The sequence below is a fragment of the Candidimonas humi genome (assembly GCF_019166065.1).
Taxonomy (GTDB): Bacteria; Pseudomonadota; Gammaproteobacteria; order Burkholderiales; family Burkholderiaceae_B; genus Candidimonas; species Candidimonas humi.
Genome location: NZ_JAHTBN010000010.1, coordinates 38,095 through 61,529, shown reverse-complemented (window position 1 = coordinate 61,529; position 23,435 = coordinate 38,095). Strand labels below are relative to the sequence as shown.

The 23,435-nt window shown below is 63.4% G+C and carries 21 protein-coding genes and 1 tRNA gene; 17 read left to right on the top strand and 5 right to left on the bottom strand.

Annotated features, from left to right (window positions below):
- The first annotated feature begins 20 nt into the window (after positions 1-20).
- Entirely contained in the window at positions 21-971 is a 951-nt protein-coding gene (locus tag KVP10_RS18000) for a LysR family transcriptional regulator (RefSeq protein WP_217966117.1), read from the top strand.
- Here KVP10_RS18000 and KVP10_RS17995 read toward each other — a convergent pair.
- Both KVP10_RS17995 and KVP10_RS17990 read right to left on the bottom strand, forming a co-directional pair.
- On the bottom strand, positions 958-2,301 hold the full coding sequence (locus KVP10_RS17995) for a lyase family protein (RefSeq protein ID WP_217966116.1): 1,344 nt from the start codon (positions 2,299-2,301) through the stop codon (positions 958-960). The genes KVP10_RS18000 and KVP10_RS17995 overlap by 14 nt on opposite strands.
- 227 nt (positions 2,302-2,528) lie before the next feature.
- The gene (locus tag KVP10_RS17990; RefSeq protein ID WP_217966171.1) at positions 2,529-3,416 is read right to left on the bottom strand and encodes a LysR family transcriptional regulator; all 888 of its coding nucleotides are present in this window, start codon (positions 3,414-3,416) and stop codon (positions 2,529-2,531) included.
- Positions 3,417-3,702: 286 nt separating this feature from the next.
- Here KVP10_RS17990 and KVP10_RS17985 point away from each other — a divergent pair, with 286 nt between their 5' ends.
- The 6 genes from KVP10_RS17985 to KVP10_RS17960 all read left to right on the top strand — a co-directional run bounded on the left by KVP10_RS17985 (position 3,703) and on the right by KVP10_RS17960 (position 9,023).
- Positions 3,703-4,584, top strand: coding sequence for an isocitrate lyase/PEP mutase family protein (locus KVP10_RS17985; RefSeq protein ID WP_217966115.1), 882 nt, complete (start codon positions 3,703-3,705; stop codon positions 4,582-4,584).
- A gap of 185 nt (positions 4,585-4,769) precedes the next feature.
- On the top strand, positions 4,770-6,179 hold the full coding sequence (gene leuC / locus KVP10_RS17980) for a 3-isopropylmalate dehydratase large subunit (RefSeq protein WP_217966114.1): 1,410 nt from the start codon (positions 4,770-4,772) through the stop codon (positions 6,177-6,179).
- Positions 6,180-6,187: 8 nt separating this feature from the next.
- Complete coding sequence (gene leuD / locus KVP10_RS17975) at positions 6,188-6,796, top strand: 3-isopropylmalate dehydratase small subunit (RefSeq protein ID WP_217966113.1); 609 nt, start codon at positions 6,188-6,190, stop codon at positions 6,794-6,796.
- Positions 6,797-6,849: 53 nt separating this feature from the next.
- Entirely contained in the window at positions 6,850-7,824 is a 975-nt protein-coding gene (locus tag KVP10_RS17970) for a Bug family tripartite tricarboxylate transporter substrate binding protein (protein WP_217966112.1), read from the top strand.
- A 133-nt stretch (positions 7,825-7,957) separates the two neighbouring features.
- A tRNA-Pro gene (locus KVP10_RS17965) sits at positions 7,958-8,034 on the top strand.
- A 479-nt stretch (positions 8,035-8,513) separates the two neighbouring features.
- Positions 8,514-9,023 carry a hypothetical protein gene (locus KVP10_RS17960; protein ID WP_217966111.1) on the top strand — a complete coding sequence of 170 codons (510 nt, stop codon included), beginning with the start codon at positions 8,514-8,516 and terminating at the stop codon, positions 9,021-9,023.
- Between the two features lie 34 nt (positions 9,024-9,057).
- On the opposite strand, the gene KVP10_RS17955 is transcribed toward KVP10_RS17960, so the two are convergent.
- On the bottom strand, positions 9,058-9,594 hold the full coding sequence (locus KVP10_RS17955) for a JAB domain-containing protein (protein ID WP_246600817.1): 537 nt from the start codon (positions 9,592-9,594) through the stop codon (positions 9,058-9,060).
- Between the two features lie 1,091 nt (positions 9,595-10,685).
- Between KVP10_RS17955 and KVP10_RS17950 the strand changes: the two genes are divergently transcribed.
- Together KVP10_RS17950 and KVP10_RS17945 are read left to right on the top strand one after the other, a co-directional pair.
- Complete coding sequence (locus KVP10_RS17950; RefSeq protein ID WP_217966110.1) at positions 10,686-11,792, top strand: coiled-coil domain-containing protein; 1,107 nt, start codon at positions 10,686-10,688, stop codon at positions 11,790-11,792.
- 122 nt (positions 11,793-11,914) lie between these two features.
- Positions 11,915-12,703 (top strand): energy transducer TonB, encoded by a 789-nt coding sequence (locus KVP10_RS17945; protein ID WP_217966109.1) that lies wholly within the window; start codon positions 11,915-11,917, stop codon positions 12,701-12,703.
- Positions 12,704-13,328: 625 nt separating this feature from the next.
- On the opposite strand, the gene KVP10_RS17940 is transcribed toward KVP10_RS17945, so the two are convergent.
- Positions 13,329-14,327 (bottom strand): tripartite tricarboxylate transporter substrate binding protein, encoded by a 999-nt coding sequence (locus tag KVP10_RS17940; protein ID WP_246600816.1) that lies wholly within the window; start codon positions 14,325-14,327, stop codon positions 13,329-13,331.
- A 95-nt stretch (positions 14,328-14,422) separates the two neighbouring features.
- Complete coding sequence (locus tag KVP10_RS17935) at positions 14,423-15,289, bottom strand: tripartite tricarboxylate transporter substrate binding protein (RefSeq protein WP_343218765.1); 867 nt, start codon at positions 15,287-15,289, stop codon at positions 14,423-14,425.
- 539 nt (positions 15,290-15,828) lie between these two features.
- Here KVP10_RS17935 and KVP10_RS17930 point away from each other — a divergent pair.
- The 8 genes from KVP10_RS17930 to KVP10_RS17895 all read left to right on the top strand — a co-directional run bounded on the left by KVP10_RS17930 (position 15,829) and on the right by KVP10_RS17895 (position 23,412).
- Positions 15,829-17,496 (top strand): thiamine pyrophosphate-binding protein, encoded by a 1,668-nt coding sequence (locus KVP10_RS17930; protein WP_217966107.1) that lies wholly within the window; start codon positions 15,829-15,831, stop codon positions 17,494-17,496.
- Between the two features lie 81 nt (positions 17,497-17,577).
- Positions 17,578-18,348, top strand: a complete 771-nt coding sequence (locus KVP10_RS17925; RefSeq protein WP_217966106.1) for a succinate dehydrogenase/fumarate reductase iron-sulfur subunit — start codon at positions 17,578-17,580, stop codon at positions 18,346-18,348.
- Between the two features lie 4 nt (positions 18,349-18,352).
- Positions 18,353-18,688 (top strand): succinate dehydrogenase/fumarate reductase transmembrane subunit, encoded by a 336-nt coding sequence (locus tag KVP10_RS17920; protein ID WP_217966105.1) that lies wholly within the window; start codon positions 18,353-18,355, stop codon positions 18,686-18,688.
- Positions 18,685-19,032 carry a succinate dehydrogenase/fumarate reductase transmembrane subunit gene (locus tag KVP10_RS17915; RefSeq protein WP_217966104.1) on the top strand — a complete coding sequence of 116 codons (348 nt, stop codon included), beginning with the start codon at positions 18,685-18,687 and terminating at the stop codon, positions 19,030-19,032. Before KVP10_RS17920 ends, KVP10_RS17915 begins: the two co-directional genes overlap by 4 nt.
- 2 nt (positions 19,033-19,034) lie before the next feature.
- Complete coding sequence (locus KVP10_RS17910) at positions 19,035-20,798, top strand: L-aspartate oxidase (RefSeq protein WP_217966103.1); 1,764 nt, start codon at positions 19,035-19,037, stop codon at positions 20,796-20,798.
- Between the two features lie 29 nt (positions 20,799-20,827).
- Entirely contained in the window at positions 20,828-21,787 is a 960-nt protein-coding gene (locus KVP10_RS17905) for a fumarate hydratase (protein ID WP_217966102.1), read from the top strand.
- On the top strand, positions 21,757-22,443 hold the full coding sequence (locus KVP10_RS17900; RefSeq protein ID WP_217966101.1) for a fumarate hydratase C-terminal domain-containing protein: 687 nt from the start codon (positions 21,757-21,759) through the stop codon (positions 22,441-22,443). The genes KVP10_RS17905 and KVP10_RS17900 overlap by 31 nt, the downstream gene beginning before the upstream one ends.
- A 132-nt stretch (positions 22,444-22,575) precedes the next feature.
- A complete protein-coding gene (locus KVP10_RS17895) occupies positions 22,576-23,412 on the top strand; it encodes an amidohydrolase family protein (RefSeq protein ID WP_217966100.1) in 837 nt (278 codons plus the stop codon).
- The last annotated feature ends 23 nt before the right edge of the window (positions 23,413-23,435 follow it).

The following is a 23,435-nucleotide window of genomic DNA, read 5'->3' as shown; positions in this document are numbered from 1 at the left end:
GGCCGGCGCGGGAGCGGGACATGAATCTGAAAGCGCTGCGCGTATTCCGCTCCATCGTGCTGCAGGGGTCGCTGGCCGCCGCAGCCGAACGCATGCACATGAGCCAGTCGGCCGCCAGCCGGCTCGTCGGCCTGCTCGAGGCCGAACTGAAGATCACCTTGTTCAGCCGCAGCCGGCGCAAGCTGGTGCTGACGTTGGAAGGCGAAATGTTCTACCAGGAAGTGGAACAGGTGTTGGGCGGTATCGATGAAATGCAGCAAATCGCCGCGGACATACGGCATCGCACCACCGAGAAATTCACTTTCGTGACCTCGCCTCCGCTGGGGGCGAGCCTGGCCGTTCCGGCCATCACCCGCATGCGCCGCGCCCATTCGGGCTTCGAGTGCCGCATTCACGTCGAAGGGCGCTTCGACATCGAGAACAAGGTGGCGCGCCGGCGTTTCAGCCTGGGGCTGATCTCGCTGCCGGTCACCAACGCGATCATGGAACTCGATGTCGAGCCGGTGTTCCAGGCGCGTGTCGGGGTGCTGTTGCCGCGCGCCCATGCGCTGGCCGAAGAAAGCAGCATCACCGCTGCCCAGCTTGCGCAGGAGCCCGTGGTAACCCTGCAGGGCAACCAGCTATGGCGCCGGCGGCTGGACGAGGTCTATGCTTCGGCCGGCATCACGCCACACATTGCGATCGAGTCGACATCCACGATACTGGTGCAGCAACTGGTGCGCGAGGGCAACGGGATTTCTCTGATAGACCGAGGCTGTCTGTACCCGGTGCCGGATGCCGAGCTGGTGTTGCGCCCGCTGGTGCCCGAGCGCTGGGTTACCTACGGCTGTATCTATCCGGTGGACAACAGGCCGCCCCTGGCCGACTTGTTCCTGAAGTGCCTGCGCGAGCACTTGCGCGCGCTCGCACGCGCCGGCGCCAAAGGCGACCTGCGCATACTCAAGCCGGGAACGGCGCTTAACGAGATATAGCCGCGAGGGCGGCGGCTTCCCGCCGGGCCTGGTCAGCAGCGGCCAGGGCGATCTCGGCGCTCAGTCCCGTGTAGTGCGTGGGGTCCATGGCGCGCCGCAATTGCCCGGCGTCGTAGCGGTTTGCTACGGCAGGGTGTTCCAGCAACAGCTCCAGCACAGGGGTGCTGGTCTGCTTGTGGCGTGCTATCAGTTCATGCACCAGGTCGTGCGCGGCCTGGCGCCCCATGCCCTGCGCCAGCAGCAGCATCAGGTTCTCGGAGGCCACCACATTGGCCGAAATCCCCAGGTTGCGCTGCATATGGTCCGGCTTCAGGCGCAGATTGCGCAGCAGCCAGTCCAGCCGCCGCGCCAGGTCGTAGGCCGAGATGGCCGACTGGTCGACGAGTTCGGCGATCAGCTGATTGCTGGCTGCGTCGCCTTCATGGCTGGGCTGCCCGGCTTCCAGCGCGGGGGCGGCCATGGCCCGCAGGCGCGCCGCGCGGGCCAGCAGGGCGACGACGTGCTTGGGGTTGTTCTTCTGCGGCATCGTGCTGCTGCCGATCACGCCCGGCCCCAGGTCCTCTTCGACCTCGTCGATCTCTTCGGTCATGAGGATGTAGAGCTCCTTGCCGATACGCGAGCAGGCCATGCCGAACAGCGCCAGGGCCAGCACGTATTCGCTCATGGAGTCCAGGGTATTGCGTGCGTGCACGAGCGAGTCGCGCAGCCCGAGCCTGGCGGCCAGGGCCTTGGTCAGGGCCGGGCCTTGCGCGCCGAAGGACTGCATGGCGCCTATGGCGCCGCCGAACACCAGGCGGAAAGTGCGTGCCTCGACTTCGCGCAGGCGTTGTACGCAGCGTAGTATTTCGTCGATCCAGGATGCCGCCTTGAAGCCGAAGGTAATGGGCAGCGCATGCTTGCGATTGGTGCGCCCCACCGTCACCTGCCCGGCGTTGTCCGAGGCCAGGGCCGCCAGCGCGTCCAGGACTCGGGCCAGGCGCCCAAGCAGCAGCGCGTGTGCCTTGCGCAGTTGCAGCAGGCGGCCGGCCATGATGACGTTCTGCGTGGTGGCGCCCCAGTGCACATAGCCGCCGGCCTCTGCGCCGCACAGGTCGGCCAGCGCGTGCGTTAGCGACAGTACCGGCGCCATGGTGAGGGCGATGTCGGCCTTGAGCGCCGGCAGATCGAAGCCCGACAACTGGCACTGTTCTGCGATGCGGGTCGCGCAATGCGCCGGTATCATGCCCAGCTCGCCTTGCGTCAGGGCCAGCGCCGCCTCGACGTCCAGCCACGATTGCCACAGGCTTTCGGGCGTGAACAGCCCGTCGATGTTTTCCGGCAAATCGCGCACCTCTAGCCTCCTGGCAGATCGTTCATGGAGGCATCGTAACTTGCGCGATTGTTCCGAGGATTAGAAAGAGATCAACAACTATTGTGTTTTTTCGAAGGGTGGATGGGCGAGGGCCGGCGAGGCGCGGCGGGCGCCATTGCGATGCGCCGGCCACGGGCCGCCTGTCGTGCCTGGGCGCTTCGGCGCAGCCCATTTCGAGCCTGGCATGAGGTGTGGCGGCCTGCTCGTCAATCTTGCGGAACTTGCCTGTCCCGCAAGACGGCGTCCATGGTCTGCCTGAGCACGTTCAATGTTCTCTTGTCCGCGTCGCCGGCGCGCACGACCAGTGCGAACCTCAATGTAGGCGGGGGCGGGACGGGGTGCAGCACGCGGACGGGATAGGTCAGGCAAATGCTGGGTTCGGCCAATTGCACCATGGAAATACCCAGGCCGGCGCTGACCATTGCGACCACCGCCCGCACCTCGTCCAGTTCGACCTGGCTGTGGCGCGCACCGCCCTGGGTCTTGAAATAGCGCGCCGACATGCGTCCGACCACGGTCTTGCGGTCGTAGCGTATCCATTCGTAGCGTTTGAGCAGCGCCTTGACGGAGGTTTCGCGCTCGAGCGGCGGGACGATCAGCGCCAGCTCCCGGACCAGCAAGGTGTGCCATCGCAGCCGCGCCGACCCGCCGGATTCGGGCTGCCCGACCACGGCTGCATCCAGTTCGCCGGCCTTTACCGCGTCGACCAGCGTGGCGCTCTTGCCGCGGCTCGGGTGCACATGCAAAGCGGGGTAATGGTCGCGCAGTTCCCGCAGGATGCCCGGCAGGAGTATCGGCTGCATGGAATCGATGACGCCCAGGCGTATGGTGCCTTCGACCTGGATGTGCCGCTGGTGGCGCAAGGCCTCGAGGCTTTGCAGCGCCTGCCGCATGGCGCCAGCCACTTCGTGGGCCGCGGGCAAAGGCCTGGCCTGCAGGCCAGAACGGTCGAACAGCGGCTGCCCCAGGTAAGCCTCGATCTGCTTGATCTGCATGCTGACGGCGCTGGGCGTCATGTTCATTTCTTTCGAGGCGGCCGCCATGGTGCCCGAGCGCAGCACGGCTTCCAGCGTGATAAAGGCTTCGATCTTCATCAAGAAATTTGAATTTTCGTTTCAACAAAAGTTGATTTGTTTTTCACATGGTACGAAATAAACTGAATTGTCGCTAGCATCCGGGCTCATGGACGCCGCAGTTCGGCGTCGCCCATCGCGCTTGCGCCGCAGCGCCGCTGGAGCATCATCCGGCGAGCCGAGCCGAGCCGAGCCGAGCCGCGTTTGCGGATGCGGATGCGGATGCGGGCCGGGCCACTTTCCTTGCCCTGGGCCTTATGGCCCGTGGGCAATGCATAGCATCGAGATACAAGGAGCCGTACACGCAATGAGCGCAACTTCCGCCGCCAATCCGTCCCGTCTCAAGGAGCGCCTGCAGCGCGGCCCGGCAGTGCTTGCCCCCGGAGTCTGCGACGCGCTGACCGCGCTGACCGCCGCGCAAGCGGGCTTCGAGGCGCTTTATCTCTCGGGCGGAGCGGTTGCGTATACGCAGCTGGGCCGCTCCGATGTCGGCTTGACCACTGCCAGCGAAGCCGTCAATGTGCTGGCGCGCATCACCGACCGTGTCGAGACTCCGGTGATCGTCGACGCGGACAATGGCTTCGGCAATGCCTTGAACGTTCAACGCACCGTTCGGGACATGGAGCGCGCCGGAGCGGCGATGATCCAGTTGGAAGACCAGAGTTTTCCCAAGCGCTGCGGCCATCTCGAGAACAAGGCCCTGGTGTCCAAGGCGGAGATGTGCGGCAAGCTCAAGGCCGCGCTAGATGCCAGGCATGACGACGCAACCCTGATCCTGGCGCGCACCGACGCGGTCGCGGTCGAGGGCTTCGAGGCCGCGCTCGATCGCGCGCAGGCCTATCGCGAGTGCGGCGTCGACGCGCTATTCGTCGAGGCGCCGGGATCGACCGAGCAGATGCGCATCGTCTGCGAGCGCTATGCGGCGCATATCCCGCTGCTGGCCAATATGGTCGAGGGCGGCAAGACGCCTGTGCTCAGTACCGACCAGTTGTCCGGCCTGGGCTTTCGCATCGTCATCTTCCCGGGAGGCACGGTACGGTTCGCGGCGCGCCAGCTACAGCGCTATTTCGAGACTCTCAAGAAACACGGCACCACCTCCCCCATGCGCGAGGAAATGTTCGATTTCGACGAGCTCAACGCATTGATCGGCACGCCCGAGCTGCTGGAGCAAGGGCGCAAGTACCAGTAAGTAACGCTGGCGCTCGCAGCACGGCGCGGCCGGCCGCGGTGCCATGTTATTGGGGTTTGCCGGCGCGCCGGGCCGCGCCGGCTTGTCATGTCGGCGGGTCCGGGCTGCTGCGGCGGATACTCGCGGCCAGGCCGACCCGGCTGTGTGGTTTGGAGCAGGTCCTTATTGTGATAACGGAGCATCCGATGGCGAGTGCGGCAGGCCCACTAGGCCTTTTCGACAAACTCTGGAATATGCATGTCATCGCGCAGCGCGAAGACGGTGCAAGCCTGGTCTGGGTCGACCGGCATTATGTGCAGGAAGGTTCGTTCCACGCCTTCAACAAGTTGCGGGAGCGTGGGGCGCGCGTTGCCCGGCCCGACCTGACCGTGGCGATCGCCGATCACTACGTGCCTACCCGCGGCCGCGAGCATCCCGAGCCCGAAATGCTGAGGATGATGGATCAGCTTGCGGCCAATGCGCGCGAGCACGGCATCCGTCTGTACGACATGGACGATCCGGGGCAGGGCATCGTGCACGTGGTCGGCCCCGAAACCGGGATGACGCTGCCCGGCCTGCTGGTGGTCGAGGGAGACAGCCATACCTCCACGCATGGCGCATTGGGCGCCTGGGCCTTCGGCGTGGGCGCATCCGAGGTCGCCCACGTACTCATGACGCAGACCCTGTGGCAGAAGCGTCCGGCGCGTATGCGCGTGCGCATCGAAGGGACCTTGCCTGGCGGCGCCAGCGCGAAAGACGTCGCGCTGTCCATGATTGCGCGCGTCGGCGCCGACGGCGCGGTGGGGCACGTGATCGAGTATGCCGGCGCCGCGGTGCGTGCGCTCAGCATGGAAGGGCGCATGACCTTGTGCAATATGTCCATCGAGTCGGGCGCGCGCTGCGGCATGGTGGCGCCCGATCAGACCACCATCGATTACGTGCGCGAGCGCGCCTTCGCGCCGCGCGGCGCCGCTTTCGAGCTTGCGGCCTTGCAGTGGCTCGCCCTGGCAAGCGATGCCGATGCCGAATTCGAAAGAGAGATCGTCCTGGACGCCGCGGACATCGTGCCGACGGTCACCTGGGGCACTACGCCCGAGGACGCGCTGCCCGTGGACGCGACGGTGCCCGATCCGGCGCGCGTCGCCGACTCCTCCAAGGCCGCACATATCCGCGATGCGCTCGAATACATGGGCTTGCGTGCCGGCATGCGCCTGACCGACATCGCGGTCGACCGCGTCTTCATCGGTTCCTGTACCAACGCCCGCATCGAAGACCTGCGCGCGGCGGCCACGGTGCTGGCCGGCCGCAAGGCCAAAGTGCCCGGCCTGGTGTCGCCGGGGTCCACGGCGGTCAAGCGGCAGGCCGAGCAGGAAGGCCTGGACCGAGTGTTCAAGGCGGCCGGGCTCGAATGGGGCGCTTCGGGCTGTTCCATGTGCGCGGCGATGAACGGCGACATGCTGCGCCCCGGCGAGCGCTGCGCTTCTACCACCAACCGCAATTTCAAGGGTCGCCAGGGCGCCGGCTCTCGTACCCACTTGATGTCGCCCGCCATGGCCGCCGCAGCCGCCGTCGCGGGCCATCTCGTCGATGTGCGCAGCTTGACGGGAGAGCGATGATGCAGCCTTTGACCACATTGGAATCTACAGCCTGCGCGCTGCCCTTCATCAACATCGACACGGACCAGATTTTCCCTGCCCGATATATGAAGCAGCCGCGCTCGGTCGGCTATCAGAATTTCCTGTTCCACGAGTTGCGCCGCCATGCGGACGGCGAACTCGATACAGACTTTCCGCTGAACGACCCGCGCAACCGAGGTGCCCGCATTCTCGTGGCCAGGCGCAACTTCGGCAGCGGCTCTTCGCGCGAAGCCGCCGTCTATGCCCTGGTCGACCAGGGCATACGCTGCGTGCTGGCCCCGTCCTTCGGCGACATCTTCGCCTCGAATGCAGTCAACAACGGCTTGCTGCCGGCCCGCCTGGGTGAAGACGACATCGAAGCCTTGCTCGCCATCGCCGCGCCGGGCGGCGTGACGATGGCTGTGGACTTGAATGCGTGCACGGTCAGCGCGCAGGGGCAAGTCTTCGAATTCCGTATCGATCCGGTATGGCGCGTCAAGCTTCTCAATGGCTGGGACGATATAGACATCACGCGCAGCTACGAAGTCGAGATCGCCGCCTGGCTGGCAAGGGACGTGGCGGCCCGGCCCTGGGCGGCGCTGCACGCACCGGATTAAGTCTTTCATTCAACGAGCAAATGGCAAGACTCTACAACCCTGGAGACAAGCAAATGAGATTGAGCAAGAAGACCCTGCGACTGGGCATATTTGGAGCAATGCTGGCGCTGGCCCTGCCTACGTCCGGTATCGCGTTCGCCGCCTCCAACCCCGTGCTTCTGGTGGTCGGGGCTTCGCCCGGAGGCGATACCGACCGGCTGGCGCGTGGCATAGCCAAGGAAATGGCGCCGCTGCTGAAGCAGCCGGTCATCGTGGAAAACAAGCCGGGCGCGGGCGGCAACATCGCCGCAGAATACGTGGCGCGTTCCGCCAAGGACGGCAATACCTTGCTGGTGAGCTACAGCAGCTTCTCGGTCAACCCCAGCCTGTACAAGCACCTGCCCTTCAATCCGGAAAAAGACTTCAGCCCGATCAGCATGCTGGCCGAAGTACCCGCCGTGCTGGTGGCGCGCAAGGATTTTCCGGCCAGCACCGTGGCCGAGGCGATCCGCTTGTCCAAGGCGGCCCCGGACAAATACTCCTTCGCCATAGGCGGGGTAGGTTCGTCGGTGCACATGGCCACCGCCAGCTTCGAAATGCAGGCCGGCATCAAGGGCCTGAACGTGCCTTTCAATGGCACGACACCCGCCCTGCAGGCACTGCTGGGCGGGCAGGTCGACCTGATGTTCGCCACCGCGGCCAATGTCATGCCGTTCCTGAATTCCGGCCGCCTCAAATATCTGGGTGTCACCAGCGAGCAGCCCATGCCGCAATTCCCGGGCGTGCCGCCCATCGGCGCCACGCTCAAGGATTTTTCGTCCAAGGCCTGGTTCGGCATGTTCGCGCCCGCCGGCGTGCCGCGCGCCAGAATCGAACAGCTCAATCGTGCCGTGGTCGAGGGCGCGCATCATGCCTCGTTCGGGCAGCTCATCGTTCCCGAGGGAGGCGCCGTCGTCACGATGGCGCCCGACGAACTCTCGCGCTTTGTGACGGCCGATATCAAGCGCTACGCGCAAATCGTGAAGTTCACGGGGGCCAGTCCTCAATAGGCGGGACGAGGGCGGGCGCCGCCGGCGCCCGCCCGGCGGCAATGGCGGCTTTTTGTGACTGCTGTCTCTATCGCGCGTATGGCGGCACGGCCGCGGCGCCCAGCCTGCGATCTGCTATGATGCTGCTTCTTTTCGGGGCGTAGCGCAGCCTGGTAGCGCATCTGCTTTGGGAGCAGAGGGTCGCGAGTTCGAATCCCGCCGCCCCGACCAAATAAGTCAAGGGCTTACGTAAGAAATTACGTAAGCCCTTGCGTATTTTTTGCGTTGAATTTCTTCTGTACCCCCGGAATACCCCTGATAGCAGCTACTCGGCCTGGGCCAAGTGCTCGGGGTGTGCTTTGCTCCAAAATGTAATATAAGGGCTCTTATCGTCACACGGGAAAGAGAAGAACAATGAGCAGCTTCCAGTTAACCATGCTGTCAGGATCTGCAGCCTTTTGTCTTGTTAGTACGGTAATCGTCTTTCTGATTGTTCGGCTTGTGTCCACATTCTTTCTAAAGCCGCCGCCTGGGTTTGTGAGGTCCCTAATAGCGCTCTTGATCACTTGGTTTATTGTTGCCTTCTATTTGCCATTTAAGAGCGTTTCGTACTACATAGCGCACTCGCAGGAGATGTATCTTGCTGAGCTAATAGTTAGCGTGCTGGCCTTGTATGCGGCAACCAAACTCTCGCCGACCAAGGCTAAGTGATGTTCGGGCTATTCAGGAAAGTTGACGAGCGTGCGCTGGCTAACGCCGTTGTCGCTTTTGGAAGTGGCTTTTACAAGTCCGTGCGCCAGCATATGGATGCGGCCGATGTTGATGTGGCGGTGATGCGGTCAGAGTTCCCGTTGGTTGCAATAGCAGTGACAACCGCCTTTGTGGGTATGCGAAGGAAAAACCATACGAAGTTGATGGCGACAACCGCGCAGCATGCCGCCATGGCCTACGGCGTGCAAATGGAGCGTATAACCAATGGGCAGGTGGTTGCTGGGGAGTATGCCGTCAGGTTGACTCAGGGTCTTGCTGACGGGCGTGGAATGGAATACGTGCGTATCGTCTGCGAGGATCCGCCGGAAGATCAGCCTAAAAGGCTTATATCGCACTACTTAATGCGATTGAATACATCAATACCGGCGGGGGCAATTGATACTGCCATCAATGGCGTTGCGGCCTCTCTATCGAAACTGATTGACGATATGCGGCATGCCGGCATTTAGACACGGCGCCCGCCAGGGGGCGCCCCGGCACGGGTTAGACCAGGCCGCTTTCAGCGAGCGATACCGTGGAGTCTCCCGCGACGATGATATGGTCCAGCAAGTTGACATCGACCAGGGCCAGGGCCTGCTTCAGGTGCTTTGTCAGCGCGATATCCGCGCGGCTGGCTTCCTTGCATCCGCTGGGGTGGTTGTGGCTCATTATGATAGCTGCAGCATTGAGCCGTAAAGACTCCTTGACGATCTCGCGCGGGTACACCGAGGCTTGGCTGAGGGTGCGACGGAACATCTGTTGATCCTCGATTAAGCGATACTGGCTATCCAGGAACAAAACCCAGCACACTTCGTGGTCGAGTCTCGCCATCCTGCACTGCAGGTAGGCTTTGACCACCTTCGGATTCGTCATTTCGAGCCCGGCGTGGCGCATCTGCTCGCGCAGGATCCCTTGTGCTGCTTCGATGATGGCTTCATGGCTTGCGGGCTGGTACGTGCCCATCACATCCTGGACCATTAATGTGCTGTAGCTGTTGTCGGGGAGGCTTTCACATAGTGTCATTTGCTGTTGGGTATTCATGTTTTCCGCTCCTTGGTTGTTTTAAAACCGCTGCTGGCTTTGAAGATCTAGAGCCGGATCGTTGAATTTCTGGATCGCGGGTAAGCTCTTGTCTTCGCTGCTGCTGTCTTCGTGAGTCCGTCGCCGTGCCGTCATGGACCATGCAGCGACGAACGGAACAGGGACGTGGAATAAATAGGGAGCGGATGCGAGCGGTTTATGCCGCGAAAGCCCTGTGCAGTGCGGGAGTGGAGTGGTACGTGTCGGTGATTTCGGCGGCGGGCTGACGATGACTGCGGTGTTTAGCAGTGCTCAATTGCCCGCGATTCCGGCCGCGCGGCGAGCGCCTGTAGCCTGGCGAGCGCCAGGCTCGAAATGGGAGATTCCTGGGATTCCAGGAAACCCCACCCGGGCCTGCGGCCCGACCGCCCCAGGGCGGTGGGCTAGCGGGGAGGGGAAGGTGGTCACCTCCTCCCCGATGGCAGTACCCCGAAGGGGTCGGCCCGCAACGGCCGGAATGACGAAGTCTTCAGCCCTTTCTATACTGTTGTTCGAACCTTGGCCGCTTCCTTTTGTGTTGATCATCTCGTGCAACACGTCGGCATCGGCACTCTTCTCAAGCAGCCCCTGTAGTTACATCGTGTCACTGGTCGTCGGTGGTTCCTCAGGTCGGGCCAGGTATGCAACCCAAACCCTCAACCCGGATCTCGCCGATGGCCCCAGTTACACCACGTCTAGGGACATAATCGTTTTCGATATCTATCCCCCCTTATTTGAGAAGGTTTACAATTGTTTCAAATTTTATTCAGCGCCGCGAATCGACGGATGCCTAACTCAGATGGGGGAGAACTGGCAATGACAAACAAGAAAAGCCCACCCAACTATCGCGATGCAAGCACGGGGAGGTTCGTCACCAAAAGGTATGCCGAGCAGCACCTAACGGCGACGGAAAAAGAGCACAACCGGCCCGCCCGGAAATCGCCGCCAAAGTGCTAGCAGTTGTACTACCAGAATACAAGACTGACATACGGAGGTAGGTCAAGGTGAGCAACGAGTCGGCGGCTAATTCAGGCCAATCGGTTGAAGGAGAGGAGCCGAGGGCAAGTCAGGGGATGACGCAAGAGCAATTTTCGGCGCTTGTTGCTGAGGCACAAGCAGCTCAGACAAAGGTGCAGGAGGCCGAGAGTAAGGCGAAGGAGGTAGTTGATAAGCTTAACGAGCTACTCGCGGAAGCCAAGGCGGTGCTCGGGCAAACCGCAGAAGTAGCGCCGAAACTTGCTACAGCGACCGCGGAGGTTGAGGCTAACCGGATGTCAGCCCAAACACACGCGGGGCAAGCCGGTGAGGCGCAAGCCAGAGCTGCGGAAATTCGGGGGGAGCTGGAGACGATACTTGCCACTGCCCAACAGTCACAAGGCGCAGTGGATGCGGCGAAGCAGAGCGTGGATGGCCTCAAGGACTCTGCCTCGCAGACCAATGCGGATATTCTGAATGTCAAAGCGACAGCAGACGTGAACGCCAAAGCAATTGAAGACGCCCTTGGCGTCGCGAAGGCTTCCGCTGAAACCGCGAAGGGTTTGGCTGATGTCGCAGAGACTGTGGATCAGCGCGTCAAGGATTATGAGGCGAAGCTCAAGGAACTCAGTGCCCAGTGCGACGAGCAACTGGAGGAGATAAAGAAGCTACTTCCGGGAGCGACAAGTGCCGGGCTCGCATCGGCTTTCGACAAGCGCCGCCAAACCTTTTTGAACCCTGGTAAACATTGGCAATTGATCTTTGTGCTCACCGTAATAGTCCTTATAGCGGCCTCAACTTGGAGCCTCATTGAGGTCTACCAGCATGCGTCGGCCACAAACGGCCAGATGGTTATGTTCTGGCTGTCGCGTGTCCCCGTGGCTGCAGCGCTCGTTTGGTTGGCAATGCATGCCAGTCGTGAAGCTGCCTTGGCAAAGCGATTGGAAGAAGACTATGGTTTCAAGGTTTCCGTGGCCTCTTCATTCCAAGGATTTCAGGAGCAGATGCAGATTGTCGGCGGCTCCGCTGCTAATAATGAACCGTTGAAGGCGCTGTGTGACGCCACACTTACTCAGATCCTCAATCCGCCAGGCCGAATATACGAGAGACACTCACTCGCTGTGTCCCCAACTTCGGAATTGGGGAAAATGGCGCAAACCATTGCTGATATAGCCAAGGCCGTGAAATTGCCGACTAGTCATTGACTTGTGCTAGTTAGGGCGATTCTCGAATAATAAGCCCCCGATAAACCCATCTTGAGCCGTCCGGGGTGCTTCCGATAGTGTCCACCATTTTAGGTGGACATCATGCATCAAGGACAAGGCAGATGAGCATCCTGTGGCGTTTTGTGTGGTGCATTGCCGCCATCACGTGGGCTGGCAACACTGTTGCCAATCCCGTTTCTGGGGCTTATCTCAGGCAAGGTGCGGATGTGGTTCAACTGCTGCAGATCACCGCCAAGAATGACGGCGGCCTGCGAGGCACCATAACGCGGAATAAGCTGCAATCGGACGGATCTATTTCGAGAGAGAGTGTCGCTATTACGGGGGTCATTGACGGGCGTGCTATCACCATCATTGCCGGCCTGTTCGTCCGTTCGTCCAGCCTATCCGGAACCATTGACGGCGCGTCAGGACATAAAGTCATTGCGCTGGCCGTTGCTGACGGAGTAGCCCGATACACCGAAAGCGACCTTGACCAGTACCAAGCGGCTCTGCATGGCCTGGAAGCAAGGGGCGAAGCCATCCGGAAACAACGGCATACGAGTCCAAAGAAACGGCACACAGCGCCGCCTGCGCCAGCCGCGCCGACCATGCCGACCATGCCATCCAATAAGGGCGATATGATGAGCTATGCCACGAAAGTGAGGGCTTGCATCCGCCCGCGTGTCGCATATCCAGTGCCGCCTCGCACTAGTGAAAACCCAGCGGTTACCTACAGGGCTACCCTGGACTCGCACGGGATGGTCGAAAACGTTGAGATCAAGAGGTCTTCCGGAGTGTCGGGATTCGACAGAGCCGTGACTACGGGAGTGAAGAACTGCTCACCGTTCCCGAAGCCGCCATCGGGTGAGTACCCATCGTATGTTGATGGCAGCTATCGGATGTACGACTGACTAGGGCCTCGGACCTGACAAAAACCCAATGCCGCACGATGTGTGGCGCCGGTCCGAGCCCAGGGCGGCGTCGATATCCCCGACCGTGACATCGTGCCTGTCATCGATGGCGGCATTGCCAAGAGTCTGTTCCAGAGTCTTCCTGATTGTGCGGGGCGGAAGATCGTTCAGGCGCTGCACCGCTCGGTCGCTAAGCTCCGGGGCGAATGCATTGCCCCAGTGCCTCCCCTGGAGCATCAGACGGTATATGCGGCGAGCGATTGCCGCCACTTCATTACGGCTGGGTTCAGGGATCTCGAAGACCGCTAGCCTGGATAGGATGGGCGCTGGGATTGAGTCGAGGCTGTTAGCTGATGCGACCCATAAAATATGGCTCGCATCAATATCAAGCTCAGGGATAGATAGGTCCCGGAAATGTGCAGCCGATGCGGGTTTCAATAGTTGATATAGCCCGGCTAAAGGGTCGTGTCATCACCTTGTTCCAGCAGCATTGAGCCAAGACCTGCATGCGGCAATTCTCAAAGTTCCGGAAATCAAGGGGTGGCGCGCGCGTCTGGTCACATGAACCGCGAGCGCCAGCCCTCTTCAGCAGGCGGCTCTCGCGTACGTCTTACTAAAACAGTGCCTACTTCAGCTCCAGCCCCAGCTTCTTGCCGAGCTGCGAGTAGAACGCATACTGGTCTGCGACATATTTATGCGTGGCTTGGGCCGACAGCACATGGGGTACGGAGCCCAGGCGCTCTTCGGCCTGGATCCAGGACTTGTCCTTGCTCAGGTCGGTCAGGGCTTGCGTCCATTTCTTCTGCACTTGCTGCGGCAGTCCGGGCGGGCCGTAGAGCGCGCTCCAGCCGTTGACCGACTCCAGTTGAGGGTAGTGCACTTCCCGTGCCGTGGGCACGTCCGGCAGGTCGCGCAGGCGTTGCGGCGAGGTGGTGACCAGGGCGCGCAGGCGGCCGCCTTGTATGGGGCCGACCAGCGACGTGAGGTTGTTGCAACTGAAGTCGACCTGGCCCGCGATGACCGCGGTCGTGGCGTCGCCGCCGCCCTTGTAGGGGATCTGCGTGGCGGCGGTCTTGGGCAGCCCGGCGGCCGAAAGCAGGGTTTGCGCCGCCAGGTTCAGTACCGTGGCGGGCCCGGAGGTGCTGTAGTTCAGCTTGCCGGGGTGGGCCTTGATGTCTGCCACCAGGTCGGACAGCTTGTGATAGGGCGACTTGGCATTGACCACGCAAGCCATGGGGTTCAGATCCAGCAGGCCCAGGAAGGTGAAGTCGTTCCAGCGGTAGGTGAGACTTTTCTGCAGCGCGGGCAACACGGCCTGAGACCCTACGCGCGCCAGCAGCAGCGTGTAGCCGTCGGGCGAGGCGTCATGGGCGAACTGGGAGCCGATGGCGCCGTTGGCCCCGGCCTTGTTCAGCGGCACCATGGCCGCGCCCACGTATTTGGACACATGCGAGGCCAGGTTGCGCGCCGCCAGGTCGGAGTCTCCGCCGGCGCTGAACGGGATGACGATGGTGATGGGGTGCGTGGGGTAGGGGGCCGCGGCTTGCGCGGTTCCTGCGAACGCGCAGGCCAGGGTGGCGGCGGCGAGCATGCCGGGCGCGATGGCGCGGTGACGTTGATGCATGGAAAACCTCCTTTGGGTTTTAGAAGCGACAAAGGCGCCGCGTTGAACGGCGCCGGTTTTACTTCTTGGTATTTAGAGTGATTATGGGGCCATGCTCAATTGGCCTTTAGTTTACGGTCGTGGACAACTTTGCTCCACATTACCGATTCGGTCTTTATCAATTGCGTCAGTTGTTGCGGGGTGGTCGGCGCCGGGGTGCAGCCCTGAGCCTCGAGATTGCGCACGGTGTCGGGGTTGGCCAGGGCCTTGGCGACATCGCGCTGGATGGACTGCACCACGGCGGCCGGCGTTTTTGCCGGCGCCAGCAGTCCGAACCAGCCATGGACCTGCAGTTGCGGGTAGCCGGCCTCGGCGACGGTCGGCACATTGGGCAGCATCTTGGCGCGGACTTTGTCGGTTACCGCCAGTGCGCGGATGCGCCCGCTGGCCACCAGTGGCGCCAACGCGGCGATATTGCCGACGACGAAATCGATATGGCCGGCCATGAGATCGGCGTAGGCCGCGGCCTCGCCCTTGTAGGGAACGTGCATGACGTTGAGGTTTGCCGCCGCGGCGAGTTTCTCGGCGGCCATGTGCACCTGGCTGCCGACGCCGGCTGAGCCGAAGTTGACCTTGCCGGGGTGCTGCTTCGCGTAGTCGATCAGTTGCTGCAGGGTCTTGACGGGCAGGCTGGGGCGCACTGCCACCAGCATGGGGCCGGTGGCGACATTGCTGATGGGCGCGAAGTCCGCCAGCTTGTACGGCAGGTGCGTATAAATATACGGGTTGACTGTAAACATCGAGCCCGAAGCCAGCAGCAGGGTGTAGCCGTCGGCGTCGGCGCGCGACACGTATTCGGCGCCGATCATGCCGGCGGCGCCCGGTTTGTTCACCACCACCACGCTTTGTTTCCAGATGGAGCCCAGGCGCATGGCGAGGGCGCGTCCAATGTTGTCCGTGGCCCCGCCGGCGACGAAGGGCACGACCAAATATACGGGCCTGTCGGGCCAGGGCGCAGCCGAGGCAGAGGCGCCGGCCATACAGGCAGACAGCGCGAGCGCGGCGCAGGCAAGCGGGCGCACGAGGGGCCGGGGCCTACAGGCGCCGGACGAATGGCGGCGTTTGAGCAGGGCGGAAAAAAGGGACGATATGACGCTTGCGGCTCTGGACATGCATGTCTCCGTTGCGTGATGTTGTGTCGCCGTCCCGATGCTGCTGCGGACTGCGGGCTGCGGCTAGCTGGATGTTTTTTTCAGGATATAGGGGATCGAATCGCGAGGTAAAGCGAGTATTTTTCGCCTTGAGCGCAAGAAACTCTTTATGGCGGCATGGGTTTTAGGCGCTCGGTCCAGCCTCGTCCATAGGGGCGAAATCGAGTTCCGCGATGATTTCAATAAAATCAAAAAAACTGTAGTAAAAAAAACTTGATTCAAATAAAAACCACAAATATACTAATTTTCATACCGCCCACAGGGTCATTTATGGCGCCACGCCCGAGCGCCGCGAAATGGAGTCCGTCCGCATGTCTGCCCGTTCAGGAGCCTCTCTCGTCACCGACGCCCTGGTGCGCGCCGGTGTCAAAACGATCTTCAGCCTGTCGGGCAACCAGATCATGCCGATCTACGATGCCTGTATCGACGCCGGCATACGCATCGTGCACGTGCGTCACGAAGCGGCCGCGGTGCACATGGCCGATGCCTGGGCGCAACTGACCGGCGGTCCGGGCGTGGCCCTGCTTACTGCGGCGCCGGGCCTGACCAACGGCCTGTCGCCGCTGTTTTCGGCGCGTAGCGCGGAAAGCCCTGTGCTGCTGCTTTCTGGCGATTCGCCCCTGGGCGCGGATGGCATGGGCGCATTCCAGGAACTGGCGCAGACGCAAATCACCGCGCCCCTGGTCAAGGCCGCTTTGCGGCCTCGCCTGGCGGCGGAACTGGACAAGGATGTCAGCGCGGCGATCACGGTAGCGATCTCTGGCCGTCCGGGGCCGGTGCATGTGGCACTGCCCTTCGATTTATTGCAGCAGCAAGTGCCGGCCGAGCAGATTGTGGCCGCCGCCAAGCCGGTGCGCCACCGTATCGAGCCGCCGCGGGCCGATGTCGAGGCCATCGCGGCGCGGCTTGCGCAGGCCAGCCGGCCGCTGGTCCTGGTGGGGCCCATGCACAACGCGACCCGCGCCGGGCAGCGGCTGGAAGCGGCGCGCCGGGCGCTCGGCGCGCCCGTCATCCCCATGGAAAGCCCGCGCGGCCTGCGCGATCCCGCCCTGGGCGGCTTTGCCGACGTGCTGGCGCGTGCCGATCTGGTGGTGTTGCTGGGCAAGCCCCTGGATTTCACTCTCGGTTTTGGCCGCACGCCCGCGTGGAACCCCGAGGCGCAGGCCATCGTGGTGGATCCGGAAGCGCACCTGGTCGATCGCTCCAGGGGTTTGCTCGACAAGCGCCTGCAGCGAGCCGTGGTCGCGGATGCTGATGCGACGCTGGACGCCTTGTGCCAGGCTTCGCGCCCTGCGGACCGGGGCGCATGGCTGGACGAAGTGGCGGCCGCCCTGGCCCTGCGCGACTTGAAGGCCGGCAGCGTCCAGCCGGCCCATGCGGCCGCGGACGGAACGACGCCCGCGCTGCCGACCGAGATATGCGCCGCCGTGCAGCAGGTGCTGGACGCGGCCGAAGACCCCATCCTGATTTGCGACGGCGGCGAGTTCGGCCAATGGGCGCAGGCCTTCTGTCGCGCGCCCACACGTGTGATCAACGGCATTTCGGGCGCCATAGGCGGCGGCCTGTGTTATGCCATTGCCGCGAGCATCGCGCGCCCGCAGGCCACGGTGGTGGCATTGATGGGCGACGGCACGGTGGGCTTTCATTTCGCCGAATTCGAGACCGCGCTGCGGGCCAATGCGCGCTTCCTGGCCGTAGTGGGCAATGATTCGCGCTGGAATGCCGAGCATGTCATCCAGATGCGCGAGTACGGGCCGCAACGGCTGATCGGCTGCAGCCTCAGTCCGTCGGTGCGCTACGACCTGGCTGCGGCCGGCCTGGGTGTGCACGGGGCCCATGTCACCGCGCCCGGACAGTTGCAGCAGGCCCTGGCCGAGGCGCGGTCGGCGGGTACGGCCGCCTGCATCAATATAGAGATGAACGGCCAGGCAGCGCCCGTGTACGCAATGCAAGGCGCCACGCCGCGCGGGCCTCACTAGTTTCGTATCGCGGGGCGGCCGGAGGCCCCGGCCGCGGGCAGGCCCGGCCATGGGCCGGCAGTTTCAATCTGAGAGGATGAAATGGAGAGCAAGGAATCAGTATCCCCTTCCGGACATGGGCCGGAGCAGGCCGCCGCCCAGCACAAGGCGCTGAAGGTCAGGGTCTGGCGCGGCGCCGACGAGGGGAGCTTCGCTACTTATGAAGTGCCCTGGCGCGAGAACCAGACCGTGCTCGACGTGGTCACCGAAATCCAGCGCCGCATCGAGCCCGATCTCGCCTACCGTTTTTCCTGTCGCGTCGGGGTCTGCGGAACCTGTGCCATGACGGTCAACGGCAAGCCGCGCTGGACCTGTCGCACCCATGTCAGCCGCGTGGAGCGCGACGGCGTGATCGAGCTCGAGCCGATGCGCAACATGCCGCGCATCAAGGACCTCGTGGTCGACATGACCGAATTCTTCGACAAATGGCTGAAGGCGGGCGGTCGTTTCATCGGCAAGACCACGCGCAAGGAACGCCCCATCGCCGTCGATCCGGCCAGCAAGGAACGCAAGCTGGCAGATGCCGCCATCGAATGCATCAATTGCGGCATCTGCTATGCCGCCTGCGACGTGGTGGAATGGAACAAGGACTATCTCGGCCCGGCCGCGCTGAACCGCGCCTGGAGCCTGGTCAACGACGTGCGGCATGCCGACATCCGCGGCGTGATCAAGCAGGCTACCGCGGACGGCGGCTGCAATTCCTGCCATACGCAGGGCAGCTGCATGACGCACTGTCCGGTGGGCCTGAGCCCGACGGGCAGCATCGCCGGGCTGAAGAAGCGGGCGCTGCTGGATTTGTTCCGGAGGGACTGAAGCCATGGAAAACAAGCTGTTTCTCCTGCAGCGCCTGACGGCGATGTTCCTGGGCCCCTTCGTTCTGATACACCTGGGCGTGATCCTGTACGCGGTGCGCGGCGGCCTGACCGCCGGTGAAATCCTGCATCGCACCCAGGGCAACTGGTTCTGGCTGGCCTTTTATGGCTTGTTCGTGCTGGCGGTGTCCGTTCATGCCCCGATCGGCTTGCGCAACATCCTGATCGAATGGGCGCGCCTGCCGCGCGGCCTGGCCGGCGTGCTGTGCGCCCTGTTCGGTGTATTGCTGCTGGTGCTGGGCTTGCGCGCGGTGATTGCCGTCGGGGGGTGGCTGGCATGAAGTCCGTACACAATCACAAAGCCTATTGGGCCTTCATCGGGCACCGCGTGTCGGGCCTGCTGCTGGCGATTTTCCTGCCATTCCACTTCCTGGCGCTGGGCCTGGCCCTGGAAGGCGCGGCGCGCCTGGACAGCTTCCTGGTGTTCACCGACATTCCCCTGGTCAAGGTGGCCGAATGGGGGCTGGTGCTGCTCTTGACGCTGCATCTGGCCTTCGGCTTGCGCCTGCTGGTGCTGGAATTCCTGCCGTGGCGCGCACCGCGCGACGCGCGGCTCAATTGGGTGGGTTGGGGCGCCGGGGCGGCCATTGTGGTGGGCGCGGCGTTCCTGATAGGGGTATTTTGAACATGCAAATCGAACGCACTAAAACTGATGTCCTGGTGCTGGGTTCCGGAGGCGCAGGCCTGTTCGCCGCGCTGCACGCGCTGCAGGCCGATCCCACCCTGGAAGTCACGGTTGCCGTCAAGGGGCTGATGGGCAAGAGCGGCTGCACGCGCATGGTGCAGGGCGGCTACAACGTCGCCCTGGCCAAGGGCGATTCCATCGAACGCCATTTCATGGACACCATCGTCGGCGGCAAATGGCTGCCGCGCCAGGACCTGGCCTGGCGCCTGGTCGTGGGGGCCGTCGAGCGTGTCTGCGAACTCGAAAACGAGATCGGTTGTTTCTTCGACCGCAACCCCGACGGCACGCTGCACCAGAAGGCGTTCGCCGGCCAGAGCTTCGACCGCACGGTGCACAAGTCCGACTTGACCGGCATCGAGATCATCAACCGGCTGATGGAACAGGTGCGCGGCGCGGGCGTGCGGCGCATGGAAGAGCACCGGGCGATCGAGCTGATACCGGCAAGCGACGGCTCGGGCATATCCGGCGTGCTGTTCATCGACATGCGCAGCGGCGGCTATCGCTTCGTGCAGGCCAAGGCCGTGCTGCTGGCTACCGGCGCCGGCCCGACCATGTATCTGTACCACACCCCTTCGGGGGAAAAGACCTGCGACGGCTTGGCCATGGCCTTGCGCTACGGCCTGCAATTGCGCGACATGGAAATGGTGCAGTTCCATCCCACCGGCCTGCTGGGCGGCCCCGACACCCGCATGACGGGCACCGTGCTGGAAGAGGGCTTGCGCGGCGCCGGCGGCTATTTGCTCAACGGCAACCACGAACGCTTCATGGCGAACTACGACGCGCGCGCCGAACGCGCCACGCGCGACGTGGTCAGCCGCGGCATCTACGCAGAAATGCGGGCCGGACGCACCAGTCCCATGGGCGGGGTGTACATACAAATGAGCCACCTGGGGCCGAAGAAAGTCGCCAAGACCTTCCCCGGCATGGTGCAGCGCTGCGCCGATTGCGGCTTCGACCTGGCCGGCGGCCTGGTCGAAGTGGTGCCGACCGCGCACTACCTGATGGGGGGCGTGGAATTCAACGCCGATTGCACCACCGCCTCGCCGGGCCTGTTCGCGGCGGGTGAGGATTGCGGCGGCGTGCACGGCGCCAATCGCCTGGGCGGCAACGGCGTGGCCAATTCCACAGTGTTCGGCGGCATCGCCGGCGACTCCATGGCGGCCTACGTACGCCAGGGCGCGCCGTGGCGCGACCCCGACGAGCACGTCATCGAGGCCGGCATCGCGCGCGCCGAATTCCCGTTCTCGCGGCCCACGGGTTCCAGCCTGCCGGTGCGCGAGGCTTTGTCGCGCACCATGTGGGACCAGGTCGGCGTGATGCGCACGGGCGCCAGCATCGACGCCGGCATGGCGGAACTGGCCCGGCACCAGGATGCGCTGAGCCAGGTGGGTGTGAAGGACGGCGCGCGCCACTTCAATCTCAGCTGGCACGACTGGCTGAATGTCGAGAGCCTGGTGACGATCTCCCAGGTCATCGCCACCGCGGCGCAGGCGCGCGAGAACAGCCGGGGCGCGCACTACCGCGAGGATTTCCCTGAACCGGGCGACCTGATGGGCAGTTGCTACACGCGGGTCACACAGGAAGAAGGCGCCGGCTTGCGCCTGGAAATGGTGCCGGTGTCCTTCGACATCGTCAAGCCGGGCGAGTCGCTGATCGACGACGAGGCCGGCGCACCGCCGCCGGCGCAGCCGGCGACGGCGGCCTGAAAGACGCAGTATTTATCTGGAGAAGGCTTATGGCCATAGACATAGACACTATCGAGGCGGCGGCATACGAAATCATGTCGCGCGCCGCCATCGACATACCCGAAGACTACAAGAACGGCATCAGCCAGATGGGCAAGACGGAACAAGGCAAGTTGGCGTGTTTCGTGCTGCACACCATGATGGACAACTGGGATGCCGCCAGCAAGGACAGGCGCCCCATGTGCGCCGACACCGGCGTGCCGCGCTACTACGTCAAGGTGGGCAACGAGGCGTCGGTGCAGAGCGGCTTCGTCGGGGTGGAACGGGCGCTGCGCTCGGCCACCGCACGGGCCACCCACGACATACCGCTGCGGCCCAACCGCGTGCATCCGCTGTGGCGCAACGAATACAACAACAACGTCGGCATCAACGCGCCGGAAATCGAATGGTCGTTCGAGCCCGACGCCGACTGGGTCGATATCACCACGGTGCACAAGGGCGGGCTGTTCGGCACCGATTACCGCATGCTGTTTCCGGGCGACGGCCTCGACGGCATCAAGCGTTTCGTGCTGGACGGCCTGATCGCCTTCGGCAAGCGCGGCCTGGCCTGTCAGCCGGCCATCGTCGGCATAGGCGTGGGCGGCTCCAAGGACACTTGCATGCAGCTGGGCAAGCAGGCGGCATGCCTGCGCGTCGTGGGCGACCGCAATCCCGACCCGCGCATCGCCGAGCTGGAAATGGAAATCAAGCAACTGGGCAATTCCATAGGCATGGGCGCCATGGGTTTCGTGGGCTCGTCCATGGTGGTCGACTGCCACATCGAAGTCGGCTTCACGCACACCGGAGGCATGCCGGTCAGCATGCATACTTTCTGCCTTTCGTCGCGCCGGTCCACCGCCCGCGTATACGCCGACGGCAGAATCGAATACCGCAACGATCCGCAGTGGTTCACCCCATACATGCGCAGGGAGACAGTCGAATGGCCGACCGAAACGACAGTGACGATCTGAAGATTTTCCGCCTGGATCTGCCGGCGCGCGACGAGGACATCAAGCGCCTGGAGATCGGTTCTATCGTCTACATGACAGGCACCGTCTATACGGCGCGCGAGGGCGTCTACCAGAAAATACTCGGCGACGGCGTCGCGCCGCCGGTGGACCTGAAGACGGTCAGCAACGTGAATTTCCATTGCTCGCCGGCGGCCGCGGCCGACGACAAAGGGGGCTACAAGGTCGGGGCCGTAACTGCCACGGCCAGCTTCCGCTTCTCGAAATGGATGGACCGCTGGCTGGAAATGACCGGCACCCGCATCGTCATCGGCAAGGGCGGCATGCCGCACGAGGACTATGCGCGCGTGATGGTGCCGCATGGCGCGGTCTACCTGACCACCGTGGGCTACGGCACGGGGGCGCTGCTGGGCCGCGGCATCGTGCGCGTGCGCGACGTGTTCTGGCTGGACGAGCTGGGCATCGCCCAGGCCATGTGGCTGTTCGACGTCAAGGACTTCGGGCCGTTCATCGTCGAAAGCGATGCCGCCGGCAATTCCTTGTTCCACAAGCACGGCGAGGAAATCAACGCCGGCATCGACAAGCTGTATGCCGGCCTGAAGCCGCCCGCGCTGCATCGCTATGGCGAGACGGACGATCGCAAGAAAGAAGTGATGTAAGCCCAGGCCGCCTCGGCCGGCGCCGGCCGGCCGAGGCGGTTTCGTACGGCGCGGCGCCTGGCGCCTGCGCCATACGCCCGATCCCGAATTTTCAACGCCCGGGCCCGAGGCCCGCCTGACGAGAGGAACTCCATGGGAATCATCGATTTCCGCTTGCGTCCGCCCCTGCGCGGATTTCTCGACACCTTGATGTACAACGCCGGCGAGCGGCGCGACGGCTTCACGCGCACGGTCGGCTTCGAGCCGTCGCCGGCAGCCCAGCAACAGTCCATGGACATGCTGCTGGCGGAAATGGATCGCGCCGATATCGAGCACGGCGTGGTGGTCGGCCGGCGTGCCGGCATGCTGGGCAGCGTCTCGAACGAAGACGTGCTCCACATTATGCAGACCTATGGCCCGCGCTTTATCGGCGCGGCTTCCATCGACCCGACCTCGCGCCGCCAGGCTTGCGCCACCATCGACGCGGCGATCGAGCAAGGCTTCAAGCTGATCAATATCGAGCCGGGGGCATACCCCGTGCCCATGTATGCGGACGACCGCCGCCTGTATCCGATCTACGCCCATTGCGAGGATCGCCAGGTGCCGGTCATCATGATGGTGGGCGGCACGGCCGGCCCGGACCTGGGTTATTCCGACCCCATACGCACCGACCGCGTGCTGGCCGATTTCCCGTCCATGAAGGTGGTGGTGGCCCATGGCGGCTGGCCCTGGGTCAACGAGATCCTGCATGTGGCCTTCCGCCGGCCGAACCTGTACCTGTCTCCGGACATGTATTTCTCGCGCATGCCGGGCTGGGAAGAATACGTCAAGGCGGCCGATGGCTTTCTTGCCGATCGCATGCTGTACGCCAGCTCTTTCCCGTTCTGCCCGGTGCAAGGCTACAAGGAATGGTTCGAGCAACTGCCCCTGAAGCCCGAGAACCGCGCCAAGGTAATGGGGGATAATGCCCGGTCGCTGTTGGGGCTGTAGCGGCCGCAGGCCTGCCTGGCCGC

What these genes read in the sequence shown, in the direction of transcription:
- KVP10_RS18000 (WP_217966117.1), top strand. Translation starts at nt 21, where the DNA reads ATGAATCTGAAAGCGCTGCGCGTATTCCGCTCCATCGTGCTGCAGGGG.
- KVP10_RS17990 (WP_217966171.1), bottom strand. Translation starts at nt 3,416, where the DNA reads ATGAAGATCGAAGCCTTTATCACGCTGGAAGCCGTGCTGCGCTCGGGC.
- KVP10_RS17985 (WP_217966115.1), top strand. Translation starts at nt 3,703, where the DNA reads ATGAGCGCAACTTCCGCCGCCAATCCGTCCCGTCTCAAGGAGCGCCTG.
- leuC (WP_217966114.1), top strand. Translation starts at nt 4,770, where the DNA reads ATGGCGAGTGCGGCAGGCCCACTAGGCCTTTTCGACAAACTCTGGAAT.
- KVP10_RS17970 (WP_217966112.1), top strand. Translation starts at nt 6,850, where the DNA reads ATGAGATTGAGCAAGAAGACCCTGCGACTGGGCATATTTGGAGCAATG.
- KVP10_RS17960 (WP_217966111.1), top strand. Translation starts at nt 8,514, where the DNA reads ATGTTCGGGCTATTCAGGAAAGTTGACGAGCGTGCGCTGGCTAACGCC.
- KVP10_RS17955 (WP_246600817.1), bottom strand. Translation starts at nt 9,594, where the DNA reads ATGAATACCCAACAGCAAATGACACTATGTGAAAGCCTCCCCGACAAC.
- KVP10_RS17950 (WP_217966110.1), top strand. Translation starts at nt 10,686, where the DNA reads ATGACGCAAGAGCAATTTTCGGCGCTTGTTGCTGAGGCACAAGCAGCT.
- KVP10_RS17945 (WP_217966109.1), top strand. Translation starts at nt 11,915, where the DNA reads ATGAGCATCCTGTGGCGTTTTGTGTGGTGCATTGCCGCCATCACGTGG.
- KVP10_RS17940 (WP_246600816.1), bottom strand. Translation starts at nt 14,327, where the DNA reads ATGCATCAACGTCACCGCGCCATCGCGCCCGGCATGCTCGCCGCCGCC.
- KVP10_RS17930 (WP_217966107.1), top strand. Translation starts at nt 15,829, where the DNA reads ATGTCTGCCCGTTCAGGAGCCTCTCTCGTCACCGACGCCCTGGTGCGC.
- KVP10_RS17925 (WP_217966106.1), top strand. Translation starts at nt 17,578, where the DNA reads ATGGAGAGCAAGGAATCAGTATCCCCTTCCGGACATGGGCCGGAGCAG.
- KVP10_RS17920 (WP_217966105.1), top strand. Translation starts at nt 18,353, where the DNA reads ATGGAAAACAAGCTGTTTCTCCTGCAGCGCCTGACGGCGATGTTCCTG.
- KVP10_RS17915 (WP_217966104.1), top strand. Translation starts at nt 18,685, where the DNA reads ATGAAGTCCGTACACAATCACAAAGCCTATTGGGCCTTCATCGGGCAC.
- KVP10_RS17910 (WP_217966103.1), top strand. Translation starts at nt 19,035, where the DNA reads ATGCAAATCGAACGCACTAAAACTGATGTCCTGGTGCTGGGTTCCGGA.
- KVP10_RS17905 (WP_217966102.1), top strand. Translation starts at nt 20,828, where the DNA reads ATGGCCATAGACATAGACACTATCGAGGCGGCGGCATACGAAATCATG.
- KVP10_RS17900 (WP_217966101.1), top strand. Translation starts at nt 21,757, where the DNA reads ATGGCCGACCGAAACGACAGTGACGATCTGAAGATTTTCCGCCTGGAT.
- KVP10_RS17895 (WP_217966100.1), top strand. Translation starts at nt 22,576, where the DNA reads ATGGGAATCATCGATTTCCGCTTGCGTCCGCCCCTGCGCGGATTTCTC.